At 63.9% G+C, this 26,359-nt stretch carries 21 protein-coding genes; 15 read left to right on the top strand and 6 right to left on the bottom strand.

Going from position 1 to position 26,359, the window contains the following annotated elements; genetic code table 11:
• The first annotated feature begins 46 nt into the window (after window positions 1–46).
• From PY254_RS03480 to PY254_RS03500, 5 genes are all read left to right on the top strand, one after another.
• Window positions 47–2,563 (top strand): DNA topoisomerase I, encoded by a 2,517-nt coding sequence (locus tag PY254_RS03480; RefSeq protein WP_281014084.1) that lies wholly within the window; start codon window positions 47–49, stop codon window positions 2,561–2,563.
• Entirely contained in the window at window positions 2,564–3,136 is a 573-nt protein-coding gene (locus PY254_RS03485) for an L-threonylcarbamoyladenylate synthase type 1 TsaC (protein ID WP_281014086.1), read from the top strand.
• A gap of 110 nt (window positions 3,137–3,246) precedes the next feature.
• A complete protein-coding gene (locus tag PY254_RS03490; protein ID WP_281014087.1) occupies window positions 3,247–4,620 on the top strand; it encodes an AMP-binding protein in 1,374 nt (457 codons plus the stop codon).
• A 61-nt stretch (window positions 4,621–4,681) separates the two neighbouring features.
• Window positions 4,682–5,965, top strand: a complete 1,284-nt coding sequence (gene purD, locus PY254_RS03495) for a phosphoribosylamine--glycine ligase (protein WP_281014088.1) — start codon at window positions 4,682–4,684, stop codon at window positions 5,963–5,965.
• A 160-nt stretch (window positions 5,966–6,125) separates the two neighbouring features.
• On the top strand, window positions 6,126–7,007 hold the full coding sequence (locus PY254_RS03500; RefSeq protein WP_281014089.1) for a YbaY family lipoprotein: 882 nt from the start codon (window positions 6,126–6,128) through the stop codon (window positions 7,005–7,007).
• 74 nt (window positions 7,008–7,081) lie between these two features.
• On the opposite strand, the gene PY254_RS03505 is transcribed toward PY254_RS03500, so the two are convergent.
• The 4 genes from PY254_RS03505 to mnmG all read right to left on the bottom strand — a co-directional run bounded on the left by PY254_RS03505 (window position 7,082) and on the right by mnmG (window position 14,248).
• On the bottom strand, window positions 7,082–8,932 hold the full coding sequence (locus PY254_RS03505) for an autotransporter domain-containing protein (RefSeq protein ID WP_281014090.1): 1,851 nt from the start codon (window positions 8,930–8,932) through the stop codon (window positions 7,082–7,084).
• A 92-nt stretch (window positions 8,933–9,024) separates the two neighbouring features.
• On the bottom strand, window positions 9,025–11,364 hold the full coding sequence (locus PY254_RS03510) for a Tex family protein (protein ID WP_281014091.1): 2,340 nt from the start codon (window positions 11,362–11,364) through the stop codon (window positions 9,025–9,027).
• Window positions 11,365–11,516: 152 nt separating this feature from the next.
• Entirely contained in the window at window positions 11,517–12,308 is a 792-nt protein-coding gene (locus PY254_RS03515) for an RDD family protein (protein ID WP_281014092.1), read from the bottom strand.
• A 62-nt stretch (window positions 12,309–12,370) separates the two neighbouring features.
• Complete coding sequence (gene mnmG, locus PY254_RS03520; RefSeq protein WP_281014093.1) at window positions 12,371–14,248, bottom strand: tRNA uridine-5-carboxymethylaminomethyl(34) synthesis enzyme MnmG; 1,878 nt, start codon at window positions 14,246–14,248, stop codon at window positions 12,371–12,373.
• Window positions 14,249–14,858: 610 nt separating this feature from the next.
• Between mnmG and PY254_RS03525 the strand changes: the two genes are divergently transcribed.
• Entirely contained in the window at window positions 14,859–15,044 is a 186-nt protein-coding gene (locus tag PY254_RS03525; RefSeq protein WP_281014094.1) for a hypothetical protein, read from the top strand.
• 94 nt (window positions 15,045–15,138) lie between these two features.
• On the opposite strand, the gene pepN is transcribed toward PY254_RS03525, so the two are convergent.
• Window positions 15,139–17,793: an aminopeptidase N gene (gene pepN, locus PY254_RS03530; protein ID WP_281014095.1), complete on the bottom strand. Its 2,655-nt coding sequence runs from the start codon at window positions 17,791–17,793 to the stop codon at window positions 15,139–15,141.
• Between the two features lie 67 nt (window positions 17,794–17,860).
• Here pepN and PY254_RS03535 point away from each other — a divergent pair, with 67 nt between their 5' ends.
• Together PY254_RS03535 and PY254_RS03540 are read left to right on the top strand one after the other, a co-directional pair.
• Window positions 17,861–18,862 (top strand): aldose 1-epimerase, encoded by a 1,002-nt coding sequence (locus PY254_RS03535; protein ID WP_281014096.1) that lies wholly within the window; start codon window positions 17,861–17,863, stop codon window positions 18,860–18,862.
• Complete coding sequence (locus PY254_RS03540; RefSeq protein WP_281014098.1) at window positions 18,859–19,809, top strand: pyridoxal-phosphate dependent enzyme; 951 nt, start codon at window positions 18,859–18,861, stop codon at window positions 19,807–19,809. The genes PY254_RS03535 and PY254_RS03540 overlap by 4 nt, the downstream gene beginning before the upstream one ends.
• On the opposite strand, the gene PY254_RS03545 is transcribed toward PY254_RS03540, so the two are convergent.
• Entirely contained in the window at window positions 19,810–20,697 is an 888-nt protein-coding gene (locus PY254_RS03545; protein ID WP_281014099.1) for a DMT family transporter, read from the bottom strand.
• An 83-nt stretch (window positions 20,698–20,780) separates the two neighbouring features.
• Between PY254_RS03545 and PY254_RS03550 the strand changes: the two genes are divergently transcribed.
• The 7 genes from PY254_RS03550 (at window position 20,781) to PY254_RS03580 (ending at window position 26,265) form a co-directional block, all read left to right on the top strand.
• A complete protein-coding gene (locus tag PY254_RS03550; RefSeq protein ID WP_281014100.1) occupies window positions 20,781–21,359 on the top strand; it encodes a DNA-3-methyladenine glycosylase I in 579 nt (192 codons plus the stop codon).
• A gap of 160 nt (window positions 21,360–21,519) precedes the next feature.
• A complete protein-coding gene (locus PY254_RS03555) occupies window positions 21,520–22,008 on the top strand; it encodes a nuclear transport factor 2 family protein (RefSeq protein ID WP_281014101.1) in 489 nt (162 codons plus the stop codon).
• 45 nt (window positions 22,009–22,053) lie between these two features.
• Entirely contained in the window at window positions 22,054–23,121 is a 1,068-nt protein-coding gene (locus PY254_RS03560) for a sensor histidine kinase (RefSeq protein ID WP_281014102.1), read from the top strand.
• Window positions 23,118–23,861 carry a LytR/AlgR family response regulator transcription factor gene (locus PY254_RS03565; protein ID WP_281014103.1) on the top strand — a complete coding sequence of 248 codons (744 nt, stop codon included), beginning with the start codon at window positions 23,118–23,120 and terminating at the stop codon, window positions 23,859–23,861. Before PY254_RS03560 ends, PY254_RS03565 begins: the two co-directional genes overlap by 4 nt.
• A 121-nt stretch (window positions 23,862–23,982) precedes the next feature.
• Window positions 23,983–25,110, top strand: a complete 1,128-nt coding sequence (locus PY254_RS03570; RefSeq protein ID WP_281014104.1) for an acyltransferase family protein — start codon at window positions 23,983–23,985, stop codon at window positions 25,108–25,110.
• A 344-nt stretch (window positions 25,111–25,454) separates the two neighbouring features.
• Window positions 25,455–25,808: a hypothetical protein gene (locus PY254_RS03575; protein WP_281014105.1), complete on the top strand. Its 354-nt coding sequence runs from the start codon at window positions 25,455–25,457 to the stop codon at window positions 25,806–25,808.
• Between the two features lie 58 nt (window positions 25,809–25,866).
• Window positions 25,867–26,265: a hypothetical protein gene (locus PY254_RS03580; RefSeq protein ID WP_281014106.1), complete on the top strand. Its 399-nt coding sequence runs from the start codon at window positions 25,867–25,869 to the stop codon at window positions 26,263–26,265.
• The last annotated feature ends 94 nt before the right edge of the window (window positions 26,266–26,359 follow it).

Raw genomic sequence — 26,359 nt, forward strand, 5'->3', positions numbered from 1 at the left:
GTCCGGCACGGAAGCGCCGGTGGTTCACTTTCGGATATTCAGCTTCATGGCAAAAAACCTGCTCATCGTCGAATCACCGGCCAAGGCCAAGACGATCAACAAATACCTCGGCAAGGACTTTCAGGTTCTCGCCTCCTACGGTCACGTGCGTGACTTGAGGCCAAAAGAGGGTGCGGTCGACACCGAGCATGGTTTTGCCATGGCCTATGAAGTCATCGAACGCAACGAAAAACACGTTGAGGCGATTGCCAAGGCGGCCAAACTCGCTGATGACATCTATCTCGCGACCGACTTGGATCGCGAAGGCGAGGCGATCAGCTGGCATATCAGCGAGATTCTCAACGAGCGTGGGCTGACCAAGGGCAAACATCTGCACCGGGTGGTCTTCTCGGAGATCACGCCAAAAGCGATCAAGGCCGCGGTGGCGGCACCTCGGCAGTTGTCGCACGATCTGGTCAATGCGCAGCAGGCGCGCCGTGCGCTGGACTATCTGGTCGGCTTCAACCTGTCGCCGGTGCTGTGGCGCAAGGTGCAACGCGGCTTGTCTGCCGGCCGCGTGCAGTCGCCTGCGTTGCGCATGATCGTCGAGCGCGAGGAAGAGATCGAGGCATTCAAGGCCCGCGAATACTGGACCATCGAGGCGCAGCTGCAGCACGTCGATGGCGATTTTACCGCGCGCCTGTCGCGACTCAACGGCAAGAAGTTCGAGCAGTTCGACCTTACCAATGAGGCCGATGCGCACGCCGCACGCGAAGCACTGAAGGCAGCGACGCGCGGCCAGCTCATGGTCAGCGAAGTCAGCTCCAAAGAGCGCAAGCGCCGCCCTGCCGCACCATTCACTACGTCCACCCTGCAGCAGGAGGCGGCGCGCAAGCTCGGCTTCACCACCAGCCGCACTATGAAGGTGGCGCAGGGTCTGTACGAGGGCGTGGTGCTGGGCAGCGAGGGCAGCGTCGGCCTGATTACCTACATGCGTACCGACTCGACCATGCTTGGTGACGACGCCATGGCCGAGCTGCGCCAGCTGATCACCCGTGACTTCGGCGGTCATGCGCTGCCAGACGCGCCGCAGGTGTACAAGACGAAGTCGAAGAACGCGCAGGAAGCGCATGAGGCGATCCGGCCAACGTCGGCGATGTATACGCCGAAATCCATTGCAGCCTTCCTCAGCGACGACCAGCGAAAACTGTACGAATTGATCTGGAAGCGTACGGTCGCCTGCCAGATGATCCACGCCACCTTGAACACCGTGTCGGTGGAGTTCGCCGTAGCGCATGTTGCTGGCGGGGACGCTTCGTTCCGCGCCAGTGGCACCACCGTGATTGATCCTGGCTTTCTGGCAGTCTACGAAGAAGGCAGCGACCAGAAGAAAGCGGATGACGACGACGAAGGCCGTCGCCTGCCACGACTGGAAAAAGGCGAGGCGGTGCCACTACATGAAATTGCCGCCGACCAGCACTTCACCGAACCGCCGCCGCGCTACTCCGAAGCCAGCTTGGTCAAGGCGCTGGAAGAACATGGCATCGGTCGCCCGTCGACCTACGCCAGCATCATCCAGGTGTTGCAGAACCGCGAGTATGTCTACCTCGACAGTCGTCGCTTCAAGCCCAGCGACGTCGGTCGCGCCGTCAGCAAATTCCTGACCCAGCACTTCACGCAGTACGTCGACTACGACTTCACTGCCAAGCTGGAAGATGAGCTGGACGCGGTCAGTCGCGGTGAAGAGGCGTGGGTACCGTTGATGGAGCGCTTCTGGATTCCGTTCAAGCAGCAGGTGGACGAAAAGGCCGAGTCGGTTGACCGCAGCGAGGCTACCGGAGCGCGCGAGCTGGGCATCGATCCGAAGAGCGGCAAGCCGGTGTTCGTGCGGTTGGGGCGCTTCGGGCCGTATGCCGCGATCGGCGACAAGGACAGCGAGGAGAAATTGCAGTTCGCCTCGCTGCGTCCGGGCCAGAGCATGCACACCATTGAACTGGCAGATGCGCTGGAACTGTTCAAGCTGCCGCGCAAGCTGGGCCAGGCGGAAAATGGCGACGAGGTCAGCGTGGCGATTGGCCGCTTCGGGCCGTTTGTGAAGCAGGGCAGCACCTATGCTTCGATGAAGCCCGAGGATGATCCGTACACCATCGAGCTGCCGCGCGCCTTGCAGATCGTGGCCGAGAAGCTGGAGATGCTGGCGAACCGGCTGATCCTGGATTTCGGCAACGGCGTGCAGGTGCTCAACGGTCGCTATGGCGCCTACATCACCGACGGCGAGAAGAATGCGCGTATTCCCAAGGAGCAGGAGCCGAAGGAGCTGACTGAAGCGCAGTGCCTTGAGCTGCTGGCTGCTGCGCCCGCGCGCAAACCCGGGCGCTTCGGCAAGAAGACGGCGGCCAAGAAGGCGGTCGCCAAGAAGGCCGCTCCGGCCAAGAAGACGGCAGTGAAGAAGGCGGCGACCAAGAAAGCGCCGGCGAAAAAGACGGCGGCGAAAAAGGCCGCTACCAAGAAGACCGCCAGCAAAACAGCCGCCGCCAAAAAGCCTGCCGCGAAGAAAGCCGCTGGCGGCAAAGCCGAGGGTTGAGTGCTGCAGCGTTTCACCCTCGCCGAGCTTGATGCCGCCGCGCTGATATTGCAGGACGGCGGCGTACTGGCCTACCCGACCGAGGCGGTGTTTGGGCTCGGCTGCAATCCCCATGATCGGGTGGCGTTCGAGCGGCTGTTTGCGCTGAAGCAGCGTCCGGCGACACAAGGTGTCCTGCTGATCGCCGCGGACTTCGGCCAGGTCGAACGCTATATTGATCTCGCCGGCGTGCCGGACGCCGTGTTGCAGCAGGTTCGTGCCAGCTGGCCGGGGCCACATACCTGGATCTTCCCGCGCTCGGCCGTGGTGCCCGACTGGGTTGCCGGCCTCCACGCCGGCATCGCGTTGCGCGTGACGGCCCACGAGCCGGCGGCTGCACTGTGCAGGGCTTTCGGTGGCGCGCTGGTGTCAACCAGCGCGAATCCGCACGGCCAGCCTTCGGCGCGTGCAGCGCAGGTAGTGGAAGATTATTTCGGAAATGCACTGGATGGACTGCTGGACGCCCCATTGGGTGGTCAGCTGAGCCCCACGGTGATTCGCGACGCGTTGTCTGGCACTATCATTCGCGCTTGAACGAGGCAGAGAGGGCGCCGATCGTGCCGCGCCATGTCGTTCACGTTGCCGTCCACCCGATGGCGCCACGCTGCCGTTTGCAACGTGTTGAAGACCAGGGAGACCACCGTTTGGCCATTGCTCACGACCCGCGCCAGCAGGAGCTGTCATCGCTGTTGCCCTTGCTGGTAGCTGCCGATCCAGCACGCACCCTGGCCTGGCACAACGGCGAAGCGATCAGTGCCGCACACTTTTTGCAGCATGCCCGTGAGGTAGCAGCCAGCCTGCCGAGCGCGGCAGCGGCGGTGAATTTGTGCGAAGACCGCTACGCGTTCCTGGTCGCATTCTGTGCCGTTGTACTGCGTGGACAGATCAACCTGTTGCCTTCTTCGCGTGCGCCACAGGCGGTGGATGAGGTGATCAGGGCGAACCCCGGCTGCTATGCGCTCGGTGATCAGCCGCTCGATCCGCCTCCGCCCGGCTATCGGCAACTGCCCGCGCTGGGCGCATCCCGTCCGATAGCGGCGGATATTGTCTGGCCGTCCATTCCCGCCGATCAGGTGGTGGTCATTGGCTATACGTCGGGCTCGACCGGCGCGCCCGCCGCGCACCTCAAAACCTGGGGCAGTCTCCACGCCAGCAACGCCGGCAACGTGCTGCGACTGCAGGCACAGGTTGGTACACGTTTCGAGCTGGTTGCCACGGTTCCACCGCAGCATATGTACGGCCTGGAAATGTCGGTGCTGCTGCCCTTGCTCGGCCCCGCCGGGGTACACACCGGGCGGCCCTTCTTCCCCGCCGACGTGGCTGCGGCGCTGGCCGCCGTACCCGCGCCACGAGTGCTGGTGACCACGCCGGTACATTTGCGGGCGTTGGTTGAATCCGGCATTGCGCTGCCGGCGCTGGCAGCGATGATCTCGGCCACGGCACCGTTGGCGGTCGAGCTGGCGCAGATGGCCGAGCAACGTTTCAACGCGCCCTTGCTCGAAGTGTTCGGTTCCACCGAGACCTGCGTGTTTGCCAGTCGTCGCCCAGCCATCGAAGAGGAGTGGTTGCTGTACGACGGCGTGACTGTGCATCCGCAACCCGATGGCACCACCGTCGATGCGCCGCAGCTGCAGGCGCCGGTCACGCTGGCCGACATCGTGAGCCTGTCGCATGACGGCCGTCGTTTCCGCTTGTGTGGCCGACATGCCGATCTGCTGGAGATCGCCGGCAAGCGTGCTTCGCTGGCGGACCTCACCCGTCGCCTGCTGGCGATTCCCGGGGTACGCGATGGCGTGGTGTTCCAGCACGGCGACGGCGACGCACTCGGCGTCCAGCGCATTGCGGCGTTGGTGGTTGCGCCCGGACTGGATGAGGCGGCCATTCTTGAGAGGTTGCGTCGTGCGATTGATCCACTGTTCTTGCCGCGACCACTGAAGCTGGTTGACGCGTTGCCGCGCAACGAGACTGGCAAGTTGCCGCGTGCGGTTTTGCTGGAGTTGCTGCAGACCCGCGGCTGAACGACAGCGCCGCAGCCGCTACAATGCAGCGCTGCGTCGGGTGGCGCACGGGAGTGCAGGCATGAAGGTTCTGGTGATCGGCAGTGGCGGGCGCGAACACGCGCTGGCGTGGAAACTCAGGCAGTCGGCGCAGGTTGGCGAGGTGATCGTCGCGCCGGGCAATGCCGGCACCGCGCGTGAACCGGGTGTGCGCAATGCGGACGTCGCCCTGGGCGACATCGACGGCCTGTTGCAACTGGCCAAGCGCGAGAAAGTCGGGCTGACCGTGGTGGGTCCCGAAGTGCCACTGGTCGCTGGCGTGGTCGACAAATTTCGCGCCGCTGGCCTGCGCATCTTCGGCCCGCGTGCAGTGGCCGCCCAGTTGGAAGGTTCCAAGGCGTTCGCCAAGGATTTCCTGCAACGGCACAATATTCCCACCGCGCACTACGCGGTTTTCACCGAGCTGAATCCGGCGCTGGCTTACGTGCGCAAGCAGGGCGCGCCAATCGTGATCAAGGCCGATGGCCTGGCGGCGGGCAAGGGTGTGGTGGTGGCGCTGACCCTCGCCGATGCCGAACTGGCGCTGCACGACATGCTTGGCGCGCACAGTTTCGGCGACGCCTCGGCGCGCGTGGTGATCGAGGAATTCCTCGACGGTGAGGAAGCCAGCTACATCGTGATGAGTGATGGCACGCACGCCCTGCCAATGGCTTCCAGCCAGGATCACAAGCGCCGCGACGACAACGACCTGGGCCCGAACACCGGCGGCATGGGCGCGTACTCGCCGGCGCCGGTGGTCACGCCCGAAGTTGAGCAGCGCGTGCTCAAGGAAGTGATCGAGCCCACCCTGCGCGGCATGACCGCCGAAGGCGCACCGTTCATTGGCTTCCTGTACGCCGGCCTGATGATCGACAAAGCCGGCGCACCGAAGGTCATTGAATTCAATGTGCGCTTTGGTGACCCGGAAACCCAGCCGATCATGATGCGGCTGAAATCCGATCTGGTTGACCTGATCGATGCGGCACTGGATGGCCGGCTGGCGCAGACCTCGGCACGCTGGGATGTGCGTCCCGCGATTGGCGTGGTAATGGCGGCCGGGGGTTATCCCGGGCGGGTGCGGCTGGGCGACGCGATTGCCGGACTCGATACGCCGCAGCCGGACAATGTGAAGGTCTTTCATGCCGGAACCCGACTGGATGAGGCTGGCCGCGTCGTTACCTCAGGTGGTCGCGTGCTGGCGGTGTGCGCACTGGGCGCTGACATTGCTGCCGCGCGTGAAGACGCCTATGCGGCCGTTGCGGCGATCAACTACGAAGGCGCGTTCTGCCGCCGCGATATTGCACATCGGGCCCTGCATCGCGATTGATCCCGCTATCAGTACGCCAGCGCATGGCTAGCCCTTGGTGGGTTTGCCTTCTCCGACCCCGGTTTTTTGGGCTATGCTTGGAACTTCCCCCGCGTAAACGTCGAGGCGCAAAGCGCCCGAATGGACACGTGCCAGATTTCCCGTTGAAGAGGTTTCTCCCATGCGCAAGACGGTTTTGTCGCTGATGTCGGTTGCTGCACTGGCCTTGGCCGGTTGCAACAACGCTTCCAATTCGTCCACGCAGGCGGACTCCGCTGCACCGGCTTCTGCCAACACGGCTGGCACGGTTGCGCAGATTCCGTCGCAGGTCAGCGGAACGATTTCGCTGCGTGCCGGCTCGCCCGCGCCGTCGGACAAGGCAACCCTGGTGCTGAACCTGGCTGACGTGTCTGCCACGGCCATGGGTTCGGCGCCACTGGCCAGCAAGACCTCGCCAGCCGGTACCTTTCCGCAGTCGTTCACGCTCACCTTCAATCCGGCTGAAGTGAAGCCGAACGATCTGTACGTGATCCAGGCGACCCTGACCGACGGTGATCGTCAATACACCATGCCGATCCAGGCGCCGGTGCTGGGCAAGAACAGCAAGAACGATGCCGTGGCGATCCAGCTGCAGGCTGAACAGACGCCGAGCGAGAAGCTGCTGGCAGACTTCGATGCGGTGAAGGCGCAGATCGGTGGCATGAAGATCAGCCACGGCACCAAGCTCGAAGCCAATGATTCGCGCGGCTGGCAGTTGTTCCGTCAGGCCGGCGAAGTGAAGTACATCCGCGAAGAAGTCGATTACGGTGACAAGGGTTACACCAGCACCGATTATGCCTTCAAGGATGGCAAGCCCTGGGTGATCGTGCAGGAAACCAAGGCGAGCCGTGACGGCAAGGCCAGTGCGATCGACCGCGCGGGTTGGGGTGAAGACGGTTCGCTGGTGCTGAAGCAGCACGAGGTGGGCTCGGCCGTGCAGGTGCTCGATGCCGCCACAGCTGCAGCCATGAAGAAAGATGGCGTGTCGATCCTCAGCATCGCGACTGGCGGCAAGAACAAGTAAGCCGCCTGCACGCTGCCAAGAAAAGGCCGCCGGGAAACCGGCGGCCTTTTTGCTGTGCGCTATTTGACTAGAGCTCAGAACATGACCTTGAAGCCCATGTTGAAGCTGTTGTACTTCTGGGTGTTATCGCTGAAACGGCCCTTGTAGCCGAACCAGCTGACGATGTGCGGCGTGAGGCGCGCGGTCACGCCGATTTCAGCCGTACCCCAGCTGTTGTCCGGCACGAAGCCGGGCATTTCGAACGTACCGTTCATGCTGTTCAGGCCGGCCTTCAGCATCCGCGGATCAGCCTTGCCGTCATGGTTCCAGGCCAGTTCGGCGTAAGGCGACAGCACCGTGTTGCCGACGTTCAAGTCACCCTGCAAGCGCCAACCCAGCGTGCTTACCAGCGCATCGCGCTGCTGGCGGCCGAACCACATGGCGCTGCTGTCGTTGCCCTTTTCACTGTAGCCATTGACCTTCGCGGTCTGCCATTCCACCGTGGCGAACGGGCCGGTGCGCAGGCGGTCGAGCTGGAACCACCAGCCGCCGGTGAGGCCGCCGCCCAGGTGTGAGCCGTCCGCCTTGCCGCTTTCAATACGGGTGGCCGGACCGAGAGTGATGTGGCGGTCGATGTCCTTGAAGTTGGCCTGGCCGAAGTTGGCATAGCCGCCCACATAGCCGCCGCCCACGTGGTAGGTGAGGTAGCCGAGCCCGCTGATGTCCTGCATCTTGTAACCACCGCCGCCCGCGAAGTCGGCGTTGTTCTGGCCGATGCCCAGCGCCACACCCGCCGAAATGTTGTCCGTCGCACGGACGTCTGCACCGAGGGTCAAGTTGAAGTTGTCGCTGGTGGTCTTGGGCGTGCCATTGCCGGCGTGGAAGCGCTGCATTCCGTAGTCGATGTTGACGAAGGTGCGGGTCTCTCCACCCACGCTGTCTGCCAGCATCTGCTTGCGCACGGCGCCGTTCTGCACGGTGCTGGACGCCAGCGGTGCTTCGCCGAGCAGGGAAATCTGCCCCGGCGCATTGATCACCGACACCACGTACTGGCCGAACAACGCGTGGGCAGCTGCGGTCGGGTGCACGCCATCGGCAAACACATAGGTCTTGTCGGTGCCGGCGGCGTAGCTGTAAGGCAGGCCCGAACCAACCGGCCCGCACTGCACCGAACTGGCGCCGGCACCGCATGCGGGATCAGTGACGTTGCTGAAACCGTAGGACGACGGATTGGCGATCACTTCGTTGAGCAGGCCGAAGGCATTGGCCGGAATCACGTTCAAGCCGCTGTTGCTGAGCTGGGCGAGGCCGCTATTGAGCACGCCGTTGTAGATGATGGCCAGCTGGCTGGCACCGGCCTGGCTGGCCGGGCCACCGGCGGCGGCGGACGGCGTCTTGCCGAGGTCAGGCAGGTTGTAGACCAACACGTATTTCGCGCCCGCGGCCTGCAAGCCGGCCAGAACACCGAGCTCGGTCTTGGCCGCGTTGATGGTGCCGGCAGCGATCGCGTTGGGATCAGACAGCGTGCCCGTCAGGTAGAACACGTCGTTGGCGCCACCCCAGACCTGATACAGCGCATGGGGATCGGCCTTGCCGCCGGTTGAGCCCAGGTACATCTGCAATTGCTGGGGGATCGTGGGTACAGCAGCCACGTTGTTGACGAAGCCCGCGCCACCCCACGCGTAATCGGTGCCACCGGCAGCCGATGGCGCCAGCGTGAAGCCAAGCGCACTCGCCACGTTTTCGGCGGTGGTGGTGCCCGGGTTGGTGGTGAAGCGCAGTGGCGGCTGGATGCCGGGAGCACTGGCCAGCGAGATGTTGCCGTTGTCGCTGAGGCTGTCGCCGAACACGACGACTTTGCTGAACTGCTGGGTGGCGGCACTGGCGCTGGCACTGAACAACAGGGCAGCGACGATGGCACCGGCGAGATGGCGGGTACGCAGCATGATTGAAACTCCTGGGCGGATGATCTTGTTACAACTTCGTTACGGTAATCCAATCCATACGGGAGCGCATGCTGCACCGCATGGTGGATCGTTCAGCGTTGCTTGGCGCGGTTCAGCGCGTCCGCAAATGCGCTGTTGAGCGGGGCGGCGCTGGGCTTGGGTGGCGGGTTGGCGGGTCGGCTGCCGCGGCTATCGCGGTTGCCACCACGGTTTGGCTGGTCGCCGTCGGCGCGTCCGCCACGGGTTTGTCCCGGCTCGTCGTCCAGTCGCATGCTGAGCGCGATGCGCTGCCGCGGCAAGTCGACCTCCATCACCTTGACCTTGACGATGTCGCCAGCCTTGACCGCGTCGCGCGGGTCCTTGACGAAGGTGTGCGACAACGCCGAGACATGTACCAGTCCGTCCTGGTGCACGCCGATGTCGACGAACGCACCAAATGCGGCCACGTTGGTGACGCGGCCTTCGAGGATCATGCCGGGCTGCAAATCTTTCACGTCTTCGACGCCTTCGGCGAAGCTCGGCGCGACGAACTCCGGGCGCGGATCGCGGCCGGGCTTTTCCAATTCCTTGAGGATGTCGCGCACCGTGGGCACACCGAATTTTTCGTCGGTGAACTGCTCGGCCTTGAGTCCGCGCAGGAAGCCGCTGTCGCCGATGATGTTGCGCACCTCGCGGCCACACTGCGCGATGATCCGCTCGACCACCGGATACGCTTCCGGGTGCACCGAGCTGGCGTCCAGCGGGTTGTCGCCTGCCGGCACGCGCAGGAAGCCGGCGCACTGCTCGAATGCCTTGTCGCCCAGCCGCGGCACCTTCAGCAGCGCCTTGCGGTTGGCGAACGGGCCGTTGGCGTCGCGATGTTTCACCACGTTTTCCGCGACGCTGGCGCTGAGTCCGGCGACACGCGAGAGCAGCGCGGCGGAAGCGGTGTTGACGTCGACGCCTACGGCATTCACGCAGTCTTCGACGCGCGCATCGAGTGCGCGGGCCAGCTTGATCTGGTTGACATCGTGCTGGTACTGGCCGACGCCGATCGCCTTCGGCTCGATCTTCACCAGCTCGGCCAGCGGATCTTGAAGACGGCGCGCGATCGACACCGCACCCCGCAGAGTCACATCGAGGTTAGGGAACTCCTTCGCTGCCGTTTCGGAGGCCGAATAGACCGATGCACCCGCTTCGCTGACGACGATCTTGGCAATCGTGTGCGACGGATCGGCCTTGGCCAGGCCCTTGATCAGCTCGCCCGCCAGCTTGTCGGTTTCGCGTGAGCCGGTGCCGTTGCCAATCGAGATCAGATCGACGTGATGCTGCTTGCACAGCCGCGCCAGCGCGGCCAGCGATTCGTTCCACTGCCGCTTCGGTTCCAGCGGATAAATAGTGTCGGTCGCCAGCACTTTGCCGGTGGCATCGACCACCGCGACCTTGCAGCCGGTGCGAATGCCGGGGTCCAGACCCATCACGGTTTTCGCACCCGCCGGGGCGGCCAGCATCAGGTCTTTCAGGTTGTCGCCGAACACGCGGATCGCTTCGTCTTCGGCGCCTTCGCGCACGCGGCCGAACAGGTCGAGGGTGAGGTGCAGGTGCAGCTTCACGCGCCAGGTCAGCCGCACGGTTTCGCGCAGCCACGCATCCGCGGCGCGGCCACGGTTGTGGATATTGGCATGCGCGGCCACGCGACCTTCGCCTTCGGCATGACCTTGCTCACTGTCGGCCGCGGGAGTGAGTTCGAGCTCGAGCACACCCTCGTTGCGCGCGCGCATCAGCGCAAGCAGACGGTGCGAAGGAATCTTGCCGATCGGTTCGACGTGGTCAAAGTAGTCGCGGAACTTGGCGCCTTCGTTCTGCTTGCCCTCGACCACCTTGGCGCGAATCTGGCCTTGCGCCCACAGCCAGTCGCGCAGTTCGCCGACCAGGTGAGCGTCTTCGGCGATCGACTCCATCAGGATCGCGCGCGCGCCGTCCAGCGCAGCGCGTACATCGGCGATGCCTTTGTCGGCGTCCACGAAGGACTCGGCGAAGGCTTCCGGGGTCAGCGTGGGATCTTCGCGCAGGCCCAGTGCCAGCGGTTCCAGTCCGGCTTCGCGGGCAATCTGTGCCTTGGTGCGACGCTTGGGCTTGAACGGCAGGTACAAATCTTCCAGTCGCGCCTTGGTATCGGCGGCGAGCAGGTCGGCTTTCAACGCATCGCTGAGTTTGCCTTGTTCTTCCACGCTGGCAAGAATCGTCGCGCGCCGATCTTCCAGTTCACGCAGGTAGTGCAGGCGCTCTTCCAGCAGGCGCAACTGGGTGTCGTCGAGGCTGCCGGTGACTTCCTTGCGGTAGCGTGCGATGAACGGCACGGTGGCGCCGCCGTCGAGCAGTTCGACCGCCGCGCGAACCTGTGCGGTGCTGGCGGCGATATCGGTGGCGATGCGTTGTTCGATACTTTGCATGAGCGACTTTCAGTTCCTTGCAACGGCGCATGGCGCCGGGTGAGCGGGTTGGCCGCCGATGATAACAAGTGCGTTCGATGCTGCCGCGCCAGCAAAACAAACGGCGCCGCGGATGGACCGCGGCGCCGTTGATCTTGTGGCTCAGGCCGACATCAGGCGTTGAACGTATTGTTCTTCTTGCCGCTGGCAGCGTTGGTGTTGAACTCGCTGGCACGACCGTTCAGCACCAGGGTGCTGCAGATCATGTCGTGCAGTCCCTGTTTGCGCTGGGTCCAGCCGACCATCAGGAAACCGATACCGAGAATGATGACGTCGATCATCTTGGCGAAATAACGCCCGAGCGCCCGAGCAAAGCTGATGCGCTTGCCATCCAGGTCGGTGACCCGGATGCCTAGGGCCAGTTTGCCTACCGTACCCTGCCAGGCCGAGCTTTCGCAGATGGCGAAATACAGGACTGCCATCACAATGGTCAAAACCATCGCCGGCCACATCACGCTGTAGTAATGCGAGTTGGCGGCCATGATGGCGTCCATGTTGCCGGCGCCGTCGGTCATCGCCTGCTGCAACGTGGCCTTGGCCGCACCGGCACCGAATGCCTTTTCGATCAGCATCTGTGGAATGTACAGAATGATCGCGTCGATGATGTAGGCCGCCACGCGCTTCCAGAAGCCGGCATAGTCTTCCAGCGCTGCAGCGGTCGTTTGCGGCAACAGTGGCGAGGTCGGTGCGGAATACGGGTTGCTGCTGGTGCCGGCCGAGGGGGAGGGCGGTGCTGCGGCAGCCACCGCGTCGGGAAACAGCACCGACAGCGGCTGCCAGTCGGCCAGCCCTTCGTACCAGGCCAGGTCGGCAGAGCTTACCTGGCCGCTGCGCATCCACTGGCGTACTTCATCTTCCTTGTACGGGCCATGGCGTTCGCCGTCGCGGCCGATCCAGATTTCCATTGTGCACTCCCCGTGCTGTCTAAAGCGCGCATCATGCCATGAGCCCATGCGTTGCGCCCAAGTCAGGCGGCGTCGCGGCGCTTCAAATGCACCAACAACAGCGAAATCGCGGCCGGCGTCACGCCGCTGACCCGCGCGGCCTGGCCGATGGTGGCGGGCAACGAGCGCTTGAGTTTCAGCAGCACTTCGGCGGACAAGCCGCGCACTTTGTCGTAATCGAAACCGCTGGGGATCGCCAGATGCTCCTGGCGACGCTGGCGTTCGATGTCTGCGCGCTGACGTTCGAGGTAGCCGGCATACTTCACCTGCACTTCGACCTGTGCGGCGGCGTGCTCGCTGGTCAGCGCCGGGCCGAGTTCGGCGACTTCGGTCAGGTTGACATAATTGAGTTCGGGTCGACGCAACAAGTCGATCGCGCTGGTCTCGCGGGTCACGCTGATACCCAGTTGCTGCTGCACCGCTTTGCCTAGCGCGTTGGTCGGGGAAATCCACAGTCCGCCCAAGCGCTGCAGTTCGCGCTCGACCGCGTCACGCTTGCTGCGCAAGGCATCGAAGCGAGCCTGCGCGACTACTCCCAGCTCAAAACCTTTTTCAGTCAGGCGCAGGTCGGCATTGTCCTCGCGCAGGTGCAGCCGGTATTCGGCGCGCGAGGTGAACATGCGATACGGCTCGATCGTGCCGTTGCTGGTGAGGTCGTCGATCAGCACGCCTATATAAGCTTCGTCACGACGTGGATACCACGGCGCCTTGCCCTGCACGGAAAGCGCGGCATTCAAGCCGGCGATCAGCCCCTGCGCGCCCGCTTCCTCGTAGCCGGTGGTGCCGTTGATCTGGCCGGCGAAGTACAGGCCGGGAATGGCCTTGGTTTCCAGCCATGGGTTCAGCCCGCGCGGGTCGAAGTAGTCGTATTCGATCGCGTAGCCCGGGCGCGTGATGTGGGCGTGCTCGAAACCCTTGATCGACTGCACCAGCGCCAATTGCACATCGTAGGGCAGCGAGGTGGAAATGCCGTTCGGGTAGATCTCGAACGTATCCAGGCCTTCCGGCTCGATGAAGATCTGGTGCGAGTTCTTCTCGGCGAAGCGCACCACCTTGTCCTCGATCGACGGGCAGTAGCGCGGTCCCACACCTTCGATCTGGCCGGTATACAGCGGTGAGCGATCCAGCGCGCCACGAATGATCTCGTGGGTGCGCTCGGAGGTGTGGGTGATCCAGCAGCTGACCTGGCGCGGGTGTTCCTCGCGCGAACCCATATACGAGAACACCGGCGCAGGACTATCACCGGGCTGCTCGTCCAGGCCGGTGAAGTCGATGCTGCGCAGGTCGATGCGTGGAGGCGTGCCGGTCTTCAAGCGGTCGGCGGCCACCGGCAATTCGCGCAGCTTTTGCGCCAGCGTGCTGGCGGGTGGGTCGCCCGCACGGCCGCCGGCATACTGCGCCTGACCAATGTGGATCTTGCCGGCTAAGAAGGTGCCGGCCGTCAGCACCACGCTGCGCGCGCTGAACGACAGACCCATCTGGGTCACCACGCCGGTGACGCGGCCGCCCTCGATGATCAGGTCGTCCACCGCCTGCTGGAATAACTGAAGGTTCGGCTGGGTTTCCACGATATGCCGAATCGCTGCCTTGTACAGGGCCCGGTCCGCCTGGCAACGCGTGGCGCGCACGGCGGGACCTTTCGAGGCATTCAAGGTGCGCCACTGGATGCCGGCGCGGTCGGCCGCATGTGCCATCGCGCCGCCCAGCGCGTCGATCTCCTTGACCAGATGTCCCTTGCCGATGCCGCCGATGGCGGGGTTGCAGCTCATTTGACCGATCGTTTCGATGTTGTGGCTGAGCAGCAAGGTGCGCGCGCCGGCGCGCGCGGCAGCCAGTGCCGCCTCGGTGCCGGCATGGCCGCCACCGATGACGATGACGTCGTAGAGGGTCGGGTGATGCATCAAACTGACCTGAGCATGCAAAAAGTGACAAAACGGGTCGACATGGTAACGCCAGCAGTACCCTGTTCACCGAGGTGGCTTCGTGGCACGGACTGTGCATTACCTCCGTTGCACTTTCCAGGGCTGAAGCTGCGCGACCACGCGCGGCGAGGTTGAACTGACAGGGGTTCAACCGCGTACCGAGAAAGGAAGCAAGACGGCACCTCTTGGGGTGCCGTCACCTTTTCTGGGTTCAGTGGCTTGCAAACGGCGCCACAGAGCCGAAATGACGAGGCCTCGCGGCTCGGCCGCGAGGCCTCGTGCTTTTAGATCTGGCGCCCGGCGGTCTCAGGAACAGGGGGAATCCAGGATGACCGTATTGCCGGACGCCAGAAACCGGAAGGTGACTGGCTCAGAGACAGCCAAAAGCTGCTCTGAACTACAGGCGGATAGTCACCCGAAATGCGTGAACAGGGAGTGACTGACGCGCCCTTTTGTGCCGGACCGCGGCAGCAGATGACGTGATACGTCAGTTGCGTGATGCAGCTCACGAAATCGCTGGTTATTGCGAAACGTGGCACGGCGGTTGCATTGACCTACTTACCAACCACCGATCCCCAAGGAGTGCGTCATGGATATGAACTTCGACTTCCAGCCGGTTTACCCGCATCACGACTTGCTGGTCGAAATCGGCCAGGTGGAAATGGATATGGACGGCCTGTACGAGTGCGACGCCAACGAGCGTGACGCGCTGCAGCCCGACCTGGAGTCGCGCATGCAGAGCTTGCTTGAGGCGCTCGATCATCTGGCCGTCTGAATGAAAGTCCCCGCGTTCGTGCGTGGCGGTGTCACCACGCACAGCATGGCGATGTAAACGGAGCGGGCCCGTTTCCGGGCCGCCCGCTTCCCGGTCAGTGATTCAACACACTACCGATGATTTCGGCCAGATTGCGGGAAAGCCCGCGATGCGCCGCCAGTTCCACGATCACCGTTCTTGCCGCCTCGCGTCGCCGCGGCTCCAGTCTCTGCCAGCCATTGAATGCCGTGGCCAGTCGCGCCGCCACTTGCGGGTTCAGTGCGTCCAGCGCGATCAGTCGTTCGGCCAGCAGCCGATAGCCCGCGCCATCTACGCGATGGAAGCCGCTCGGGTTGTTGCGCACAAAGGCACCCAGCAGGGACTGCACACGATTCGGATTCTTCAGCGTGAATGCCGGGTCCGCTTCCAGCATCTGTACACGGGCCAGCGCCGGCTCGCCCGGCAGTTGCGCCTGTACCGAGAACCACTTGTCCAGCGCCAGTGCGTTACCCGCGTGGCGTAGGCGGAATGCCGCCAGTGCCGACGCCGCCTGATCGGCACCGTGGCGTACCAGTACAGACAGCGCGGCGAGTCGATCGGTCATGCTGGGTGCTTCACGCACTTGCTGGTCTGCCAGTGCACACGCACCGTCATGGTCGAGCAGTGCCAGCAATTCGAGCACGCGACGCTTCAGTCGCCGGCGCGCCTGACTGGCGGCATCCAGTCCGATCGACGTCTGCGCCGCCAGCGCGGCGTAGCGCTGTTGCAACGCAGCGGCGCCCAGCCTTTCGGCCAACCGCTGCTGCAAGGTCTGGCGCAAATGATGGATATGCGCCGGATCGATGGATGACTCCCGCTCGGCCAGCTCGATTTCGCCCGGCGGGGTCAGCAGGTCGGCCAGCAAGGCATCGTCAATGGCGGCGTTGTCGAACAGACCTGCCAGCGCCTCCGACCACGCCAGCAAGGCGCTCTCGGAGGCGCCGTCACGAAGATTCTCGTAGGCGCGCGCTGCCAGTTGCTGACCAGCCTCCCAGCGATTGAAGCCATCGACGTCGTGGGCCAGCAGCAATGCAAGGTCGGCGGGGGGGTAGTCGCACTCCAGCAGTACCGGCGCAGAGAAACCACGCAGCAGCGACGGTACAGGTCGCGCTGCCACCCCGCTGAACACAAACGACTGCTCGATCTGGCGCAACACCACGACCTGTTCCAGCGCGCCGCTGGACGCATGGCCGTCCAGATGCAGTGGCAGCATTCTTCCAGTGTGGTCGAACAACGCCAGTTTGACCGGGATCGGCAGGGCAGCGCGCGCATCGCTGCCAGCGACCGCAGGCGCGTGCTGGGTCAGCGTCAGCGTGTACTGCTGCCGTTCGGCGTCGTAATGGCCATGCGCTTTCAGTCTGGGTGTACCCGGCTGCCCGTACCAGGCGAGGTACGGCATCAGGTCGGTCTGGTTGGCTTCGCCCAGTGCGCCGAGGAAATCTTCCAGCGTGGCGGCGCGGCCGTCATTGCGTTCGAAGTAGCGGTCCATGCCGCGACGGAAGCCCTCCGGGCCGAGTGCGCCGGCGAGCATGCGCACCAGCTCGGAGCCTTTCTCGTACACCGTGGCGGTATAGAAATTGTTGATCTCGCTGTACTGCGCCGGGCGCACCGGATGCGCCAGCGGGCCGGCATCTTCGGGGAATTGCGCGCGCCGCAGCAGGGCCACGTCCTCGATGCGCTTCAGCGGCGCCGAATTCATGTCGGCCGAGAAGCTCTGCTCGCGGAACACCGTGAGACCTTCTTTCAGGCTCAGCTGGAACCAGTCACGGCAGGTGACGCGGTTGCCGCTCCAGTTGTGGAAATACTCGTGCGCCACCACCGCCTCCACGTGACGGTATTCGTCGTCCGTGGTGGAATCCGGTTCGGCCAGCAGGCATTTCGCGTTGAAGATGTTGAGACCCTTGTTCTCCATCGCGCCCATGTTGAAGTCGTGGGTGGCGACCACGTGGAAAACGTCCAGATCGTAGTTGCGGCCGTAGACCTGCTCGTCCCAGCGCATCGAGCGCTCCAGCGCGTCCATCGCGTAATGACAACGGTCGATGGCATCGGCTTCGGCCCAGATCTTCAGCTGCACGGCACGACCATCGGCGGTGACGTAGTCGCGCTCCAGTACTTCCAGGCGGCCAGCAACCAGGGCAAACAGATAGCTCGGTTTCGGATGCGGATCGACAAAGCGCGCCCAGTGGCGGCCGCCCTCCAGGTCGCCCGTACCGTCCGGATTGCCGCCGGCGAGCAGCACCGGAAAGCGCTCGCGACTGGCGCGCAAGGTAACCGTGTAACTCGACAGCACGTCGGGCCGATCGGGGAAGAAGGTGATGTGCCGGAAGCCCTCGGCTTCACACTGGGTCAGCAGGAAACCGGTCTCGCGTGGGCCGGAAAGGTAGAGACCTTCCAGCGCGGTGTTTGCCGCGGGTTGCAGCCTTACGCGCGTTTCCAGCAGGCTGCCATCACGGGCGCCGTCCACTTCCAGCACGCTGTCGACATAGCGATACGCGGTGGCGGGAAGTGGCTCGCCATCCAGACTGATCGACAATAGTTGCAGGTTCTCGCCATCCAGCCGCAGCGGCGCGCTTTGCGCGGAATCGCGGCGCAGCCGAAGGCGTGAACACAGTTCGCTGGTATCGATGTCGAGGTCAAAATCCAGCTCGACCGTCTCGACGCGCCATGCCGGGGCACGGTAATCACGAAGACGGATCAAGGCCGGAGCGGCTTGCTCGGGGAGTGCATGCATAAGAGGATGTGTGGGGCGTGGGGATCGAAAAGGATACCATGTGCCTGTTAACCCAAAGGAAAATCGCATGGGCGTGACGCGTTACACCACCAAACCAGGCCACCGTGGCGAGCAGGACATCGTGACGCTCACCGACGTCGACGGCGGCCGCTGCCTGCGCATCGCATGCCACGGTGCGGCGTTGCTCAGCTTCGAGACGGATTTCGACGGAGTCACCCGCGATCTTGCCGATGGCTACGGCGATGCGGCCGAAATCGTTGCTCGACCGGGTTCGCGATTCGCCATCATGGCGCCGTTCGGCGGACGTATCGCCGATGCGCGTTATCACTTCGATGGCCAGTCGCAAGACCTTGATCCAGGCGTAACCGGTGCTGATCGCGCCAGTCGGCATGGTTTTGTTCGCGGTGTCGACTTCGAGCTTGCCAGCCACGATGCGGATGATGATTCCGCCCGCGTCACCCTGCGCAGTCAGGCGATTCGTCCGCGGCCGGGTTATCCGCATGCGATCGATCTGGCAGTGAGCTTCACGCTGGATGCCGGAGGTCTCACCCTGGAAGTCGTCATGCGCAATGTGGGCGACAGCGCCGCCCCGTGTTTCTTCGGTTGGCACCCATACTTTCGCGTGGCTGACGGCGCGGTTGATGGCTGGGAATTGCAGATTCCCGCGCAGACCCTGATCCGCACCGGCGCCGACCTGATTGCGCTGGCGGGCGCCGAGGCTTACGTGCCGCTGGATGATGCGCCGGCGCTGGATTTCCGCGAGACGCGGCGGATCGGCGACAGCATCCTCGATCAGGGCTATACCGATCTGGAAGCGGATGCCGACGGTCGCATTCGCACGCGCTTGCGTGACCCGGTCAGCGGCTTTGGCATCGCGGTATGGCAGGAGAGCGGCGTGATGCATGCGTTTACCGCGGACACGGTGAGTCGCGATGCGCGCCGCGCAGTTGCGCTCGAGCCGATGGAATGCATGGCGGACGCGTTCAACCGACCTGAGTGTGCGGCGGCGATCCGGCTGGAACCGGGTGCCGAGCGGGTTTTCCGTTGTGGTGTGGAGATTGATTCGTGAAAGACGCCCTGCCGAGTTTCGACGATATTCGCGATGCCGCCGCACGCATCGCTCCGTACGCGCACATCACCCCGGTGCTGCGCAGCACCCGGCTGGACGCCTTGACCGGTGCCGAACTGCACTTCAAGGGCGAGCACCTGCAACGTGGCGGCGCGTTCAAGTTTCGCGGCGCGTGCAATGCGGTGTGGTCGCTTACCGACGAACAAGCCGCGCGCGGTGTGGTCACGCATTCTTCCGGCAACCATGGCAACGCGCTGGCGCTGGCCGCCGCCACACGCGGCATCGCCGCGCACGTGGTGGTACCTGAGGGCGCGGTGCGCACCAAGCTCGAGGCGATCGAACACGCCGGCGCCATCCTGCATCGTTGCGCAGCCACCCAGGCTGCCCGCGAAGCAAAGTGTGCCGACGTACAGCGCGAGACCGGCGCCGAGCTGGTGCACCCGTATGCCGACACGCGAGTGATGGCCGGTCAGGGCACGCTGGTGCTGGAGTTGCTGCAGCAATCCGCCGGGCTCGATGCGTTGATCACGCCGGTCGGTGGCGGCGGTCTGGCCAGCGGTGCCGCGATTGCCGCACACGGGATCGATCCGGCGCTCACGCTGTTCGGTGCCGAACCGCTCGGCGCCGATGATGCGCACCGCTCACTGCGGCAAGGCAGTCGCGTCACCACGGTGGTACCTGACACAGTTTGCGACGGTCTGCGCGCCTTGATTGGCGAGCGCAACCTCGATGCCTTGCGCGAACATCAAGTCGACGTGATCACCGTCAGCGACGCCGAAACCATTGCGGCGATGCAGCTGCTGTGGTCCGAGCTCAAGCAAGTGGTGGAAGTCTCCAGTGCCACCGTGCTGGCGGCGATCCTGCAGCAGCCGCAGCGGTTCGCGGGTCGACGCATTGGCGTGGTGCTGACGGGCGGCAATGTGGATCTCGGCGCGCTGCCGTGGTGATCAGGCGCGCCGTTTCGAACCCACGCCGCTGACCGCCACCAATCCAGCCAGCACGAACACGATGCCGAGCAGCTCCATCGCCGATGGCTGCTCGCGCAGGATCAGCCAGGCCAGCAGCACGCTGACGATGGGCACGCCCAAGCTGGAAATACTGGCCACCGTGGTGGGCAGTCGCTGCAACACCACCGACCACATCCACCAGGCCAGACTGGACGCCAGGAAGACGCTGTAAGCCAGTCCGCCGATGAAGGCTGGCGTCCATTCGATCGCGCGCTCCGGCACGGCCAGTGCGACGATCCCGAGCATCACGCCACCCAGCAACATCTGCCACGCCGTGAGGTTGAGCACGCCCGGCGCGTGTCGCTGGAACATGCGCTTGCTGAGTACGGTACCGCCGGCCCAGGCAGCGCCGCCGGCAATCGCCAACAGCGTGCTCAGCGTGCTGCCCAGGTCGTGCCACGGCTCGATGATGCAGACCAGCCCGACGGCTGCCAGCCCAACCCCGATCCAGTGACGTCGAGTGGGTCGATCACCCAAGACCAGCCACGCCAGCAGCACCGCCCAGAACGGCATCGTGTAGGCCAGCAGGGCCACGTGTCCGGCACCGCCACCGAGCAGTGCCAACTGCTCCAGTCCCTGGAACGCGGTGGTCTGGCACAGGCCGATCAACAGCGTCGGCAACAGCGGTGGTGGCCGCAGTGATTGCCGCGACAACACCAGCGCGGCAAACAACACCGCCGCGCCGAGCAGATAACGCAACGCGGCGAAGTGGAACGGGCCGGCATACGCCAGCACCTGCTTCATCACCACCCAGCTGTATGCCCAGATCAGAATCGTGGCGATCAACGCAAACAGCGCGCCGCGTTGGGGTGAGGGCGAAGAGGGCATGGGAGGTGCAGGCGAGGGCGGGGCGACAAGTCTAGCGGCGTGGGGTAGGTTGTGCGCCAACCTTCTCCGATCTGCAGCACGCCATGAGCAAAACCGCCGAATTGAAGCGTTGTCACTGGGCAGAAGGCAGTGATGCGCTGATGTGCGCTTACCACGACATCGAATGGGGTGTGCCGCTGCACGATGACCGCGCATTGTTCGAGTTCCTGATACTGGAAGGCGCGCAAGCCGGCTTGTCCTGGCGCACCGTGCTGACCAAGCGCGAAAACTACCGCAAGGCCTTTCATCAGTTCGAGATCGTCCGCGTTGCCGCGATGACCGATGGCGAACTGGAGCAGCGACTGCTCGATCCCGGCATCATCCGCAACCGCCTGAAAGTCTCGTCCACCCGTGGCAACGCGATGGCGGCGTTGCAGGTGATCGAGGAGTTCGGCAGTCTGGAGGCCTATCTCTGGTCGTTCGTCAACGGCAAGCCACTGCTGAATCGTTGGCGTGATTCGTCTGATGTGCCGGCCAGCACCGAACTGTCTGATCGCATGAGCAAGGCGCTGAAGAAGCGCGGCTTCCGTTTCGTCGGCAGCACCATCTGCTATTCGCTGATGCAGGCTACCGGGATGATCAATGATCACCTGACCGGGTGTTTCCGGCATCGTCAGGTCTGAGCCGAGGTGGCGGGGATGATTGACGCAATCACCGACGGGCTGCCCGCTTCATCGACGCTCAGGCACGGCTTGCCGCAAAACACTGTCATTCCCCTCTGCGCGCCGCTTCAATCGGGTTCCGATTCGAGCAAGGGCAGGGCGCATGAAAAAGAACGCGATGATGTTCGGCTTGCTGGTAACGCTTCTCGGCAACGGCGTGCCCGCTGCCGCCCGTACCAGCGATGCTTCAACGGCACAGGCCCAGATCGAGCAGGTGGTCCAGCGCTTCCAGGCCGCCATCATCGCACATGACAAGACCTCCCTCGAAGCCATGTTCGTCGCTGAAGGCGGCTCGTGGTTTGAGGTGCTTGGCGAGGATGCGTACAAGCAGATCAAGGCAAAAAAACCAGAACTCGAGCGCGTTCATGCGGACAACTACCACCATTTCGCGGCCTTTGTCGGCGACAGCAAGCAGCGGATCGAGGAGAAGTTCTCCCACGTGCGCATACAAACCGATGATGCGATCGCTTCGGTGTACTTCGACTTCTCGTTCCTGGTGGATGGCAAGGTCAACAACGTAGGTAGCGAGACTTGGCAGATGGTGCACACGACCGATGGCTGGAAGATCAGCGCCATGGCCTATTCAAGCTACCCGGACCGCGCGCGCTAAAGTGGCGACCAGGACGCGAGCTGTGCGTCGTATCAGGGAGTCCACATGATTCGTGTCGCCGCCGCCCGCGAGGGCGCCGCTTCCATCTGGCTGCCGTGGTTCGCCGGCGCGCCACTGGTGCTGTGCATGACGGTGATGGCGTTGCCGGAGATCGGCCACGAACATGCGCTGGCGTTTCGTGGCATCTATGCGCTCGCCTACCTGCTGTGGACCTTGCCGCTGGTCGCCGTGCAACGTGCATTGCAACACCGCGTGGCGTGGCCACTGACGGTGCTCGCCCTGTTGGCACTGACCTATCTGATGTCGATCGCCAACAACGCCGTGGCGCTGCTGCTGGCGGTGCACTGGGGTGCGGTGCCGAGCTACGACTGGCATTGGCTGTTCGGTGGGCTGGATGGTTGCTGGCTCGCGCTGATTGCGTTCTGTGCGATCCACGCCGTGGTCGATCGCTACCAGGCGCTGCAGGCCGAGCGTGCCCGCGTGCTCGAAGCGCTGGCGCTAGCGCGTGACGCCGAGCTGCGCGCACTGCGCTATCAGCTCCACCCGCACTTTCTGTTCAACACCCTCAACGCGATTTCCACCCTGATTGCCGAGCAACGCGGCGCCGATGCAAACCGCATGCTGGCGCGACTGGCCGACCTGCTGCGTTCCACGCTGGAGCGTGGCGAAGTGAACGAGATCTCGCTGGCCGAGGAGCTGGCGTTGACCGGTCACTACCTCGACATCGAGAAAATCCGGCTGGGCGAAAGGTTAGTGCTGGACATGCGGGTAGGTGCGGACCTGCTGCAGGCCGCCGTACCGGCGCTGTTGCTGCAGCCGCTGGTGGAAAATGCGATACGCCACGGCATTGCTCCGCGCACTGCGGGAGGGCGGCTGGAGCTGCAGGTGGAGCGCGTCGGTGAGTGGCTGCAGATGCGACTGCACAACAATGGGGTGACATCGCTAAGCCCTGCCGAGGCGCCCTCACGGCCAGCCATTGGTCTGCAGAATGTGCGGGAGCGGCTGAGTTGTCTCTATGGCACTGCGCACCAGTTCGACTTCGTGCTGGCAGCAAACGGCGATTGCACCGTGCAAATCGCCGTGCCGTTCCGCCCCATGATGGCCCCTGCATGAGCTTGCGCGTGCTGATCGTCGACGACGAGCCGTTGGCGCGTGCCGGTGTGCGCGCAAGGCTGGACGGCCATGCCGATGTCAGTGTGATGGGCGAATGTGGCGATGGCCTGTCGGCGTTGCAGTTCCTGCAGTCGCAGTCGCCTGACCTGTTGTTCATCGATGTGGAGATGCCGGGACTGAGTGGTCTGGAGGTGCTGGAAGCGCTGACGCCGGAGCAGCGTCCGTTGACCGTGTTGTTGACCGCCTACGAGCAATTCGCCCTGCGCGCGTTCGAGTTGCGCGCGTTGGACTATCTGCTCAAGCCGGTCGATGACGAACGCTTTGCCGACGCCCTGGACCGCGCACGCGACGCGCTGGCGCTGCGACGTGGGGAGCTGCCTGGTGCGCTGACATCACGCCATGCCACCCGCTTCGAAGTTCGCCTGGGTCACCGCGTGCAACTGGTGCACGCCGATGCGATCGACTGGATCGAGGCGCAAGGTGATTACGCCGGTCTGCACGTCGGCGCGCACACGCATCTGCTGCGCGAACCATTGCAGCGACTGAGCGGTCGGCTCGATCCGGCATGCTTCGCACGCATCCATCGCTCGACCATCGTGCGGCTGGATCGGGTGGCTGAAATGCAGCCATTGTCCAACCGCGATCATCTCTTGCGCCTGCGCGATGGCACCGTGCTGCGTGCCAGTCGCACTTATGTCGATGCGTTGCGAGCGGCGTTGCTTGGCCACGGCGTGTCTTGAGCCGCGTCGCATGAGCGCCCGCAGCTTGCCTTGGTTTCGCCACAATTCATGCGTACCGTTCGGCCAGACTCTCCCGATTCCACGCTTCGCGCGTGTGACAACCCACGAGCAAGGATCACCCATGCAACGCCTCCCCGGACTGGACCTGTTGCGCGCGTGGGCGATCGTCTGGGTGATGCTGTTTCACTCGTATATCGTTGGTGGTCTCGGTGAACGCTTTGCGTGGTTGTCCAGCTACGGCTGGATGGGAGTCGACCTGTTCTTCGTGCTCAGCGGTTATCTGATCGGCTATCAGTTGCTGGCTCCGTTGGTCCGTGGCGAGCCATTGGCATGGCGCGACTTCTACCGGCGGCGTGCGTTCCGCATTCTGCCGGCATTTATAACAGTGCTGGCGATTTATGTGGCCTGGCCATCCGCGCGTGAAGCACCGGGCCTGCAGCCGGCGTGGCAGTTCCTCACCTTCACGCTCAACCTGTTGATCGACTACCAGCACAACCCGGCGTTCTCGCATGCGTGGTCGCTGTGCGTGGAGGAACACTTCTACCTGCTGTTTCCGTGGATAGCCTTCTGGATGACGCGTCGACCGTCCATCGGACGCACGCTGGCGATGGGCGTGGCCGTGGTGGCCTTCGGCATGGGCGTGCGCAGCTACGTGTGGTTGCATGACATGGCACCGGCACGCAATCAGCCTGGTCCGGCATTCGGGCTGCATTTCGTCGAAGGGATCTACTACCCGACGTGGGCGCGACTGGATGGCCTGCTTGCGGGCGTGTTGCTGGCAGCGTTGCGAGTTGGCCGGCCCGCGTGGTGGAGTCACTGGCAGGTACGACGCGGCATGCTTTTCGGCGCCAGCGGCGGCTTGTTCGCGCTGGCTTGGTGGCTATTCCGTGATCGCCTCGGGTTCTGGCCATCGGTGGTCGGCTATCCGTTGCTGTCACTCAGTCTGGCGCTGTGGGTGATGCTCGCCAGCGGCTTGCACGCACGCTGGAAGGTCCCTGGCGCGAATTGGCTGGCGCGGATTTCCTACAGTCTCTATCTCAGCCACAAGCTGGCGCTGCATGCCGTGGCAACCCAGCTTGTGCAGCCGTGGCAGATGCATGGATTCGCCGCATTCTCGCTGTATGCCGTCGGAGTGCTGGCCGTTGGCGCCGCGCTGTACTACGCGGTGGAGCAGCCGTTCCTGCGTTGGCGTGAGCGCATCGACCAGCGGCAGTCGGTGCCCGTTGCGCCAGCTGCCATGGCCTCGTGAGCGCGGCGCAGGAAAAACACGGTTTTCGCAGGGTCGCCAAGGTCATCGGCTACTCCAGGCTGCCAGCCAACACGATGATCAATAGCCTTTTGAATCCTTGCTCCCGGCATGGGGTGGCTTGATCGAGCGTATGGTTGCGACCCAAATGCGACGCTTGTGACGGTCGGCTTTCGGGAACAGCTGTGCGCCCTTCCCTGGCGGCGCTAACCACGACCTTGACTCAGTCTGCGATCCGGGCAGAACTCATCGTTACCTGCGGCACAACACAGTCTTCAACGCATCTACACACTCCCCAGCGCAGTGTCGCACTGTTGCGCCTGGCAACCTGATTCTGGAGAAAGCTCATGACGATCATGTCCCGCAAAGCCATGATTTCGATGCTGGGTTCGTTGGCATTGGCATTCACCGTCGGCGGCTCCGCCTGGGCGCAGGACACCATGCCTGCTGGCAGTCCCCACAGCATGGACAAGATGGGCGCCATGCATGGCGACATGAAGGACATGCACAAGAACATGCACAAGGACATGATGGGCATGCACATGATGCCAGCCACCGTGACCGCGGCCGATGCAACGACCGGCGTCGTCGATGTCATGGCAGGTGCCATGGCTTTGAAAGTCCATTTTCCGCCGACGGCCATGGCGAACCTGAAAGCGGGCGACAAGATCACCTTGCACATGGGTTACAGCAAACCTTGAGTCAGCTGAACCCTCGTCCAGAGTTGAGGACGTCGGAAACCACGGTTACTCTCCGCGCATGACCGCTTCCCTTCGCCCATTTGCGCATTCACGTTGCCTGCGGGTGATGGGCGTGCTGGCGTGGCTGATGCTGGTCACGACCTCGCTGGCCGCTGCACCGCGTGAGATGGGCGGGCATTCCGCCCATGTCACGCACGTCACGGTTGCAGCGGTCGGTCACACCTGTCATCACGGCGCCACGGCCAAGAGTTCTCCATCGTCCTGTCTCGACGATGGATGCTGCGGCGACCTCGCCGGTCATAGCTGCCATTGCGCGACGATGTGCAGTAGCGTGTTGCCGGCCGCGCCGGCGGTCATTGCCAGCCCCACGACGGTCGCGCTGGTCTACGGCCAGCCTTCCAGCGTCAGTACTCCTTCGCCAGACACGGGGCCTCCGATGCGCCCCCCGTTGGCCTGACTCTCCCTTCGTTTCGATGAGCTTGGCCTAGCGATCGCCCGTGCTTCGGGGATTGCGTCGAGCGGCTGTGTTGGGTATCGGTTGCGATACCTCC

Source organism: Rhodanobacter sp. AS-Z3 (assembly GCF_029224025.1).
Classification (GTDB): domain Bacteria; phylum Pseudomonadota; class Gammaproteobacteria; order Xanthomonadales; family Rhodanobacteraceae; genus Rhodanobacter.

What these genes read in the sequence shown, in the direction of transcription:
- PY254_RS03480 (WP_281014084.1), top strand. Translation starts at nt 47, where the DNA reads ATGGCAAAAAACCTGCTCATCGTCGAATCACCGGCCAAGGCCAAGACG.
- purD (WP_281014088.1), top strand. Translation starts at nt 4,682, where the DNA reads ATGAAGGTTCTGGTGATCGGCAGTGGCGGGCGCGAACACGCGCTGGCG.
- PY254_RS03500 (WP_281014089.1), top strand. Translation starts at nt 6,126, where the DNA reads ATGCGCAAGACGGTTTTGTCGCTGATGTCGGTTGCTGCACTGGCCTTG.
- PY254_RS03505 (WP_281014090.1), bottom strand. Translation starts at nt 8,932, where the DNA reads ATGCTGCGTACCCGCCATCTCGCCGGTGCCATCGTCGCTGCCCTGTTG.
- PY254_RS03510 (WP_281014091.1), bottom strand. Translation starts at nt 11,364, where the DNA reads ATGCAAAGTATCGAACAACGCATCGCCACCGATATCGCCGCCAGCACC.
- PY254_RS03515 (WP_281014092.1), bottom strand. Translation starts at nt 12,308, where the DNA reads ATGGAAATCTGGATCGGCCGCGACGGCGAACGCCATGGCCCGTACAAG.
- mnmG (WP_281014093.1), bottom strand. Translation starts at nt 14,248, where the DNA reads ATGCATCACCCGACCCTCTACGACGTCATCGTCATCGGTGGCGGCCAT.
- PY254_RS03525 (WP_281014094.1), top strand. Translation starts at nt 14,859, where the DNA reads ATGGATATGAACTTCGACTTCCAGCCGGTTTACCCGCATCACGACTTG.
- pepN (WP_281014095.1), bottom strand. Translation starts at nt 17,793, where the DNA reads ATGCATGCACTCCCCGAGCAAGCCGCTCCGGCCTTGATCCGTCTTCGT.
- PY254_RS03535 (WP_281014096.1), top strand. Translation starts at nt 17,861, where the DNA reads ATGGGCGTGACGCGTTACACCACCAAACCAGGCCACCGTGGCGAGCAG.
- PY254_RS03545 (WP_281014099.1), bottom strand. Translation starts at nt 20,697, where the DNA reads ATGCCCTCTTCGCCCTCACCCCAACGCGGCGCGCTGTTTGCGTTGATC.
- PY254_RS03550 (WP_281014100.1), top strand. Translation starts at nt 20,781, where the DNA reads ATGAGCAAAACCGCCGAATTGAAGCGTTGTCACTGGGCAGAAGGCAGT.
- PY254_RS03555 (WP_281014101.1), top strand. Translation starts at nt 21,520, where the DNA reads ATGTTCGGCTTGCTGGTAACGCTTCTCGGCAACGGCGTGCCCGCTGCC.
- PY254_RS03560 (WP_281014102.1), top strand. Translation starts at nt 22,054, where the DNA reads ATGATTCGTGTCGCCGCCGCCCGCGAGGGCGCCGCTTCCATCTGGCTG.
- PY254_RS03565 (WP_281014103.1), top strand. Translation starts at nt 23,118, where the DNA reads ATGAGCTTGCGCGTGCTGATCGTCGACGACGAGCCGTTGGCGCGTGCC.
- PY254_RS03570 (WP_281014104.1), top strand. Translation starts at nt 23,983, where the DNA reads ATGCAACGCCTCCCCGGACTGGACCTGTTGCGCGCGTGGGCGATCGTC.
- PY254_RS03575 (WP_281014105.1), top strand. Translation starts at nt 25,455, where the DNA reads ATGACGATCATGTCCCGCAAAGCCATGATTTCGATGCTGGGTTCGTTG.
- PY254_RS03580 (WP_281014106.1), top strand. Translation starts at nt 25,867, where the DNA reads ATGACCGCTTCCCTTCGCCCATTTGCGCATTCACGTTGCCTGCGGGTG.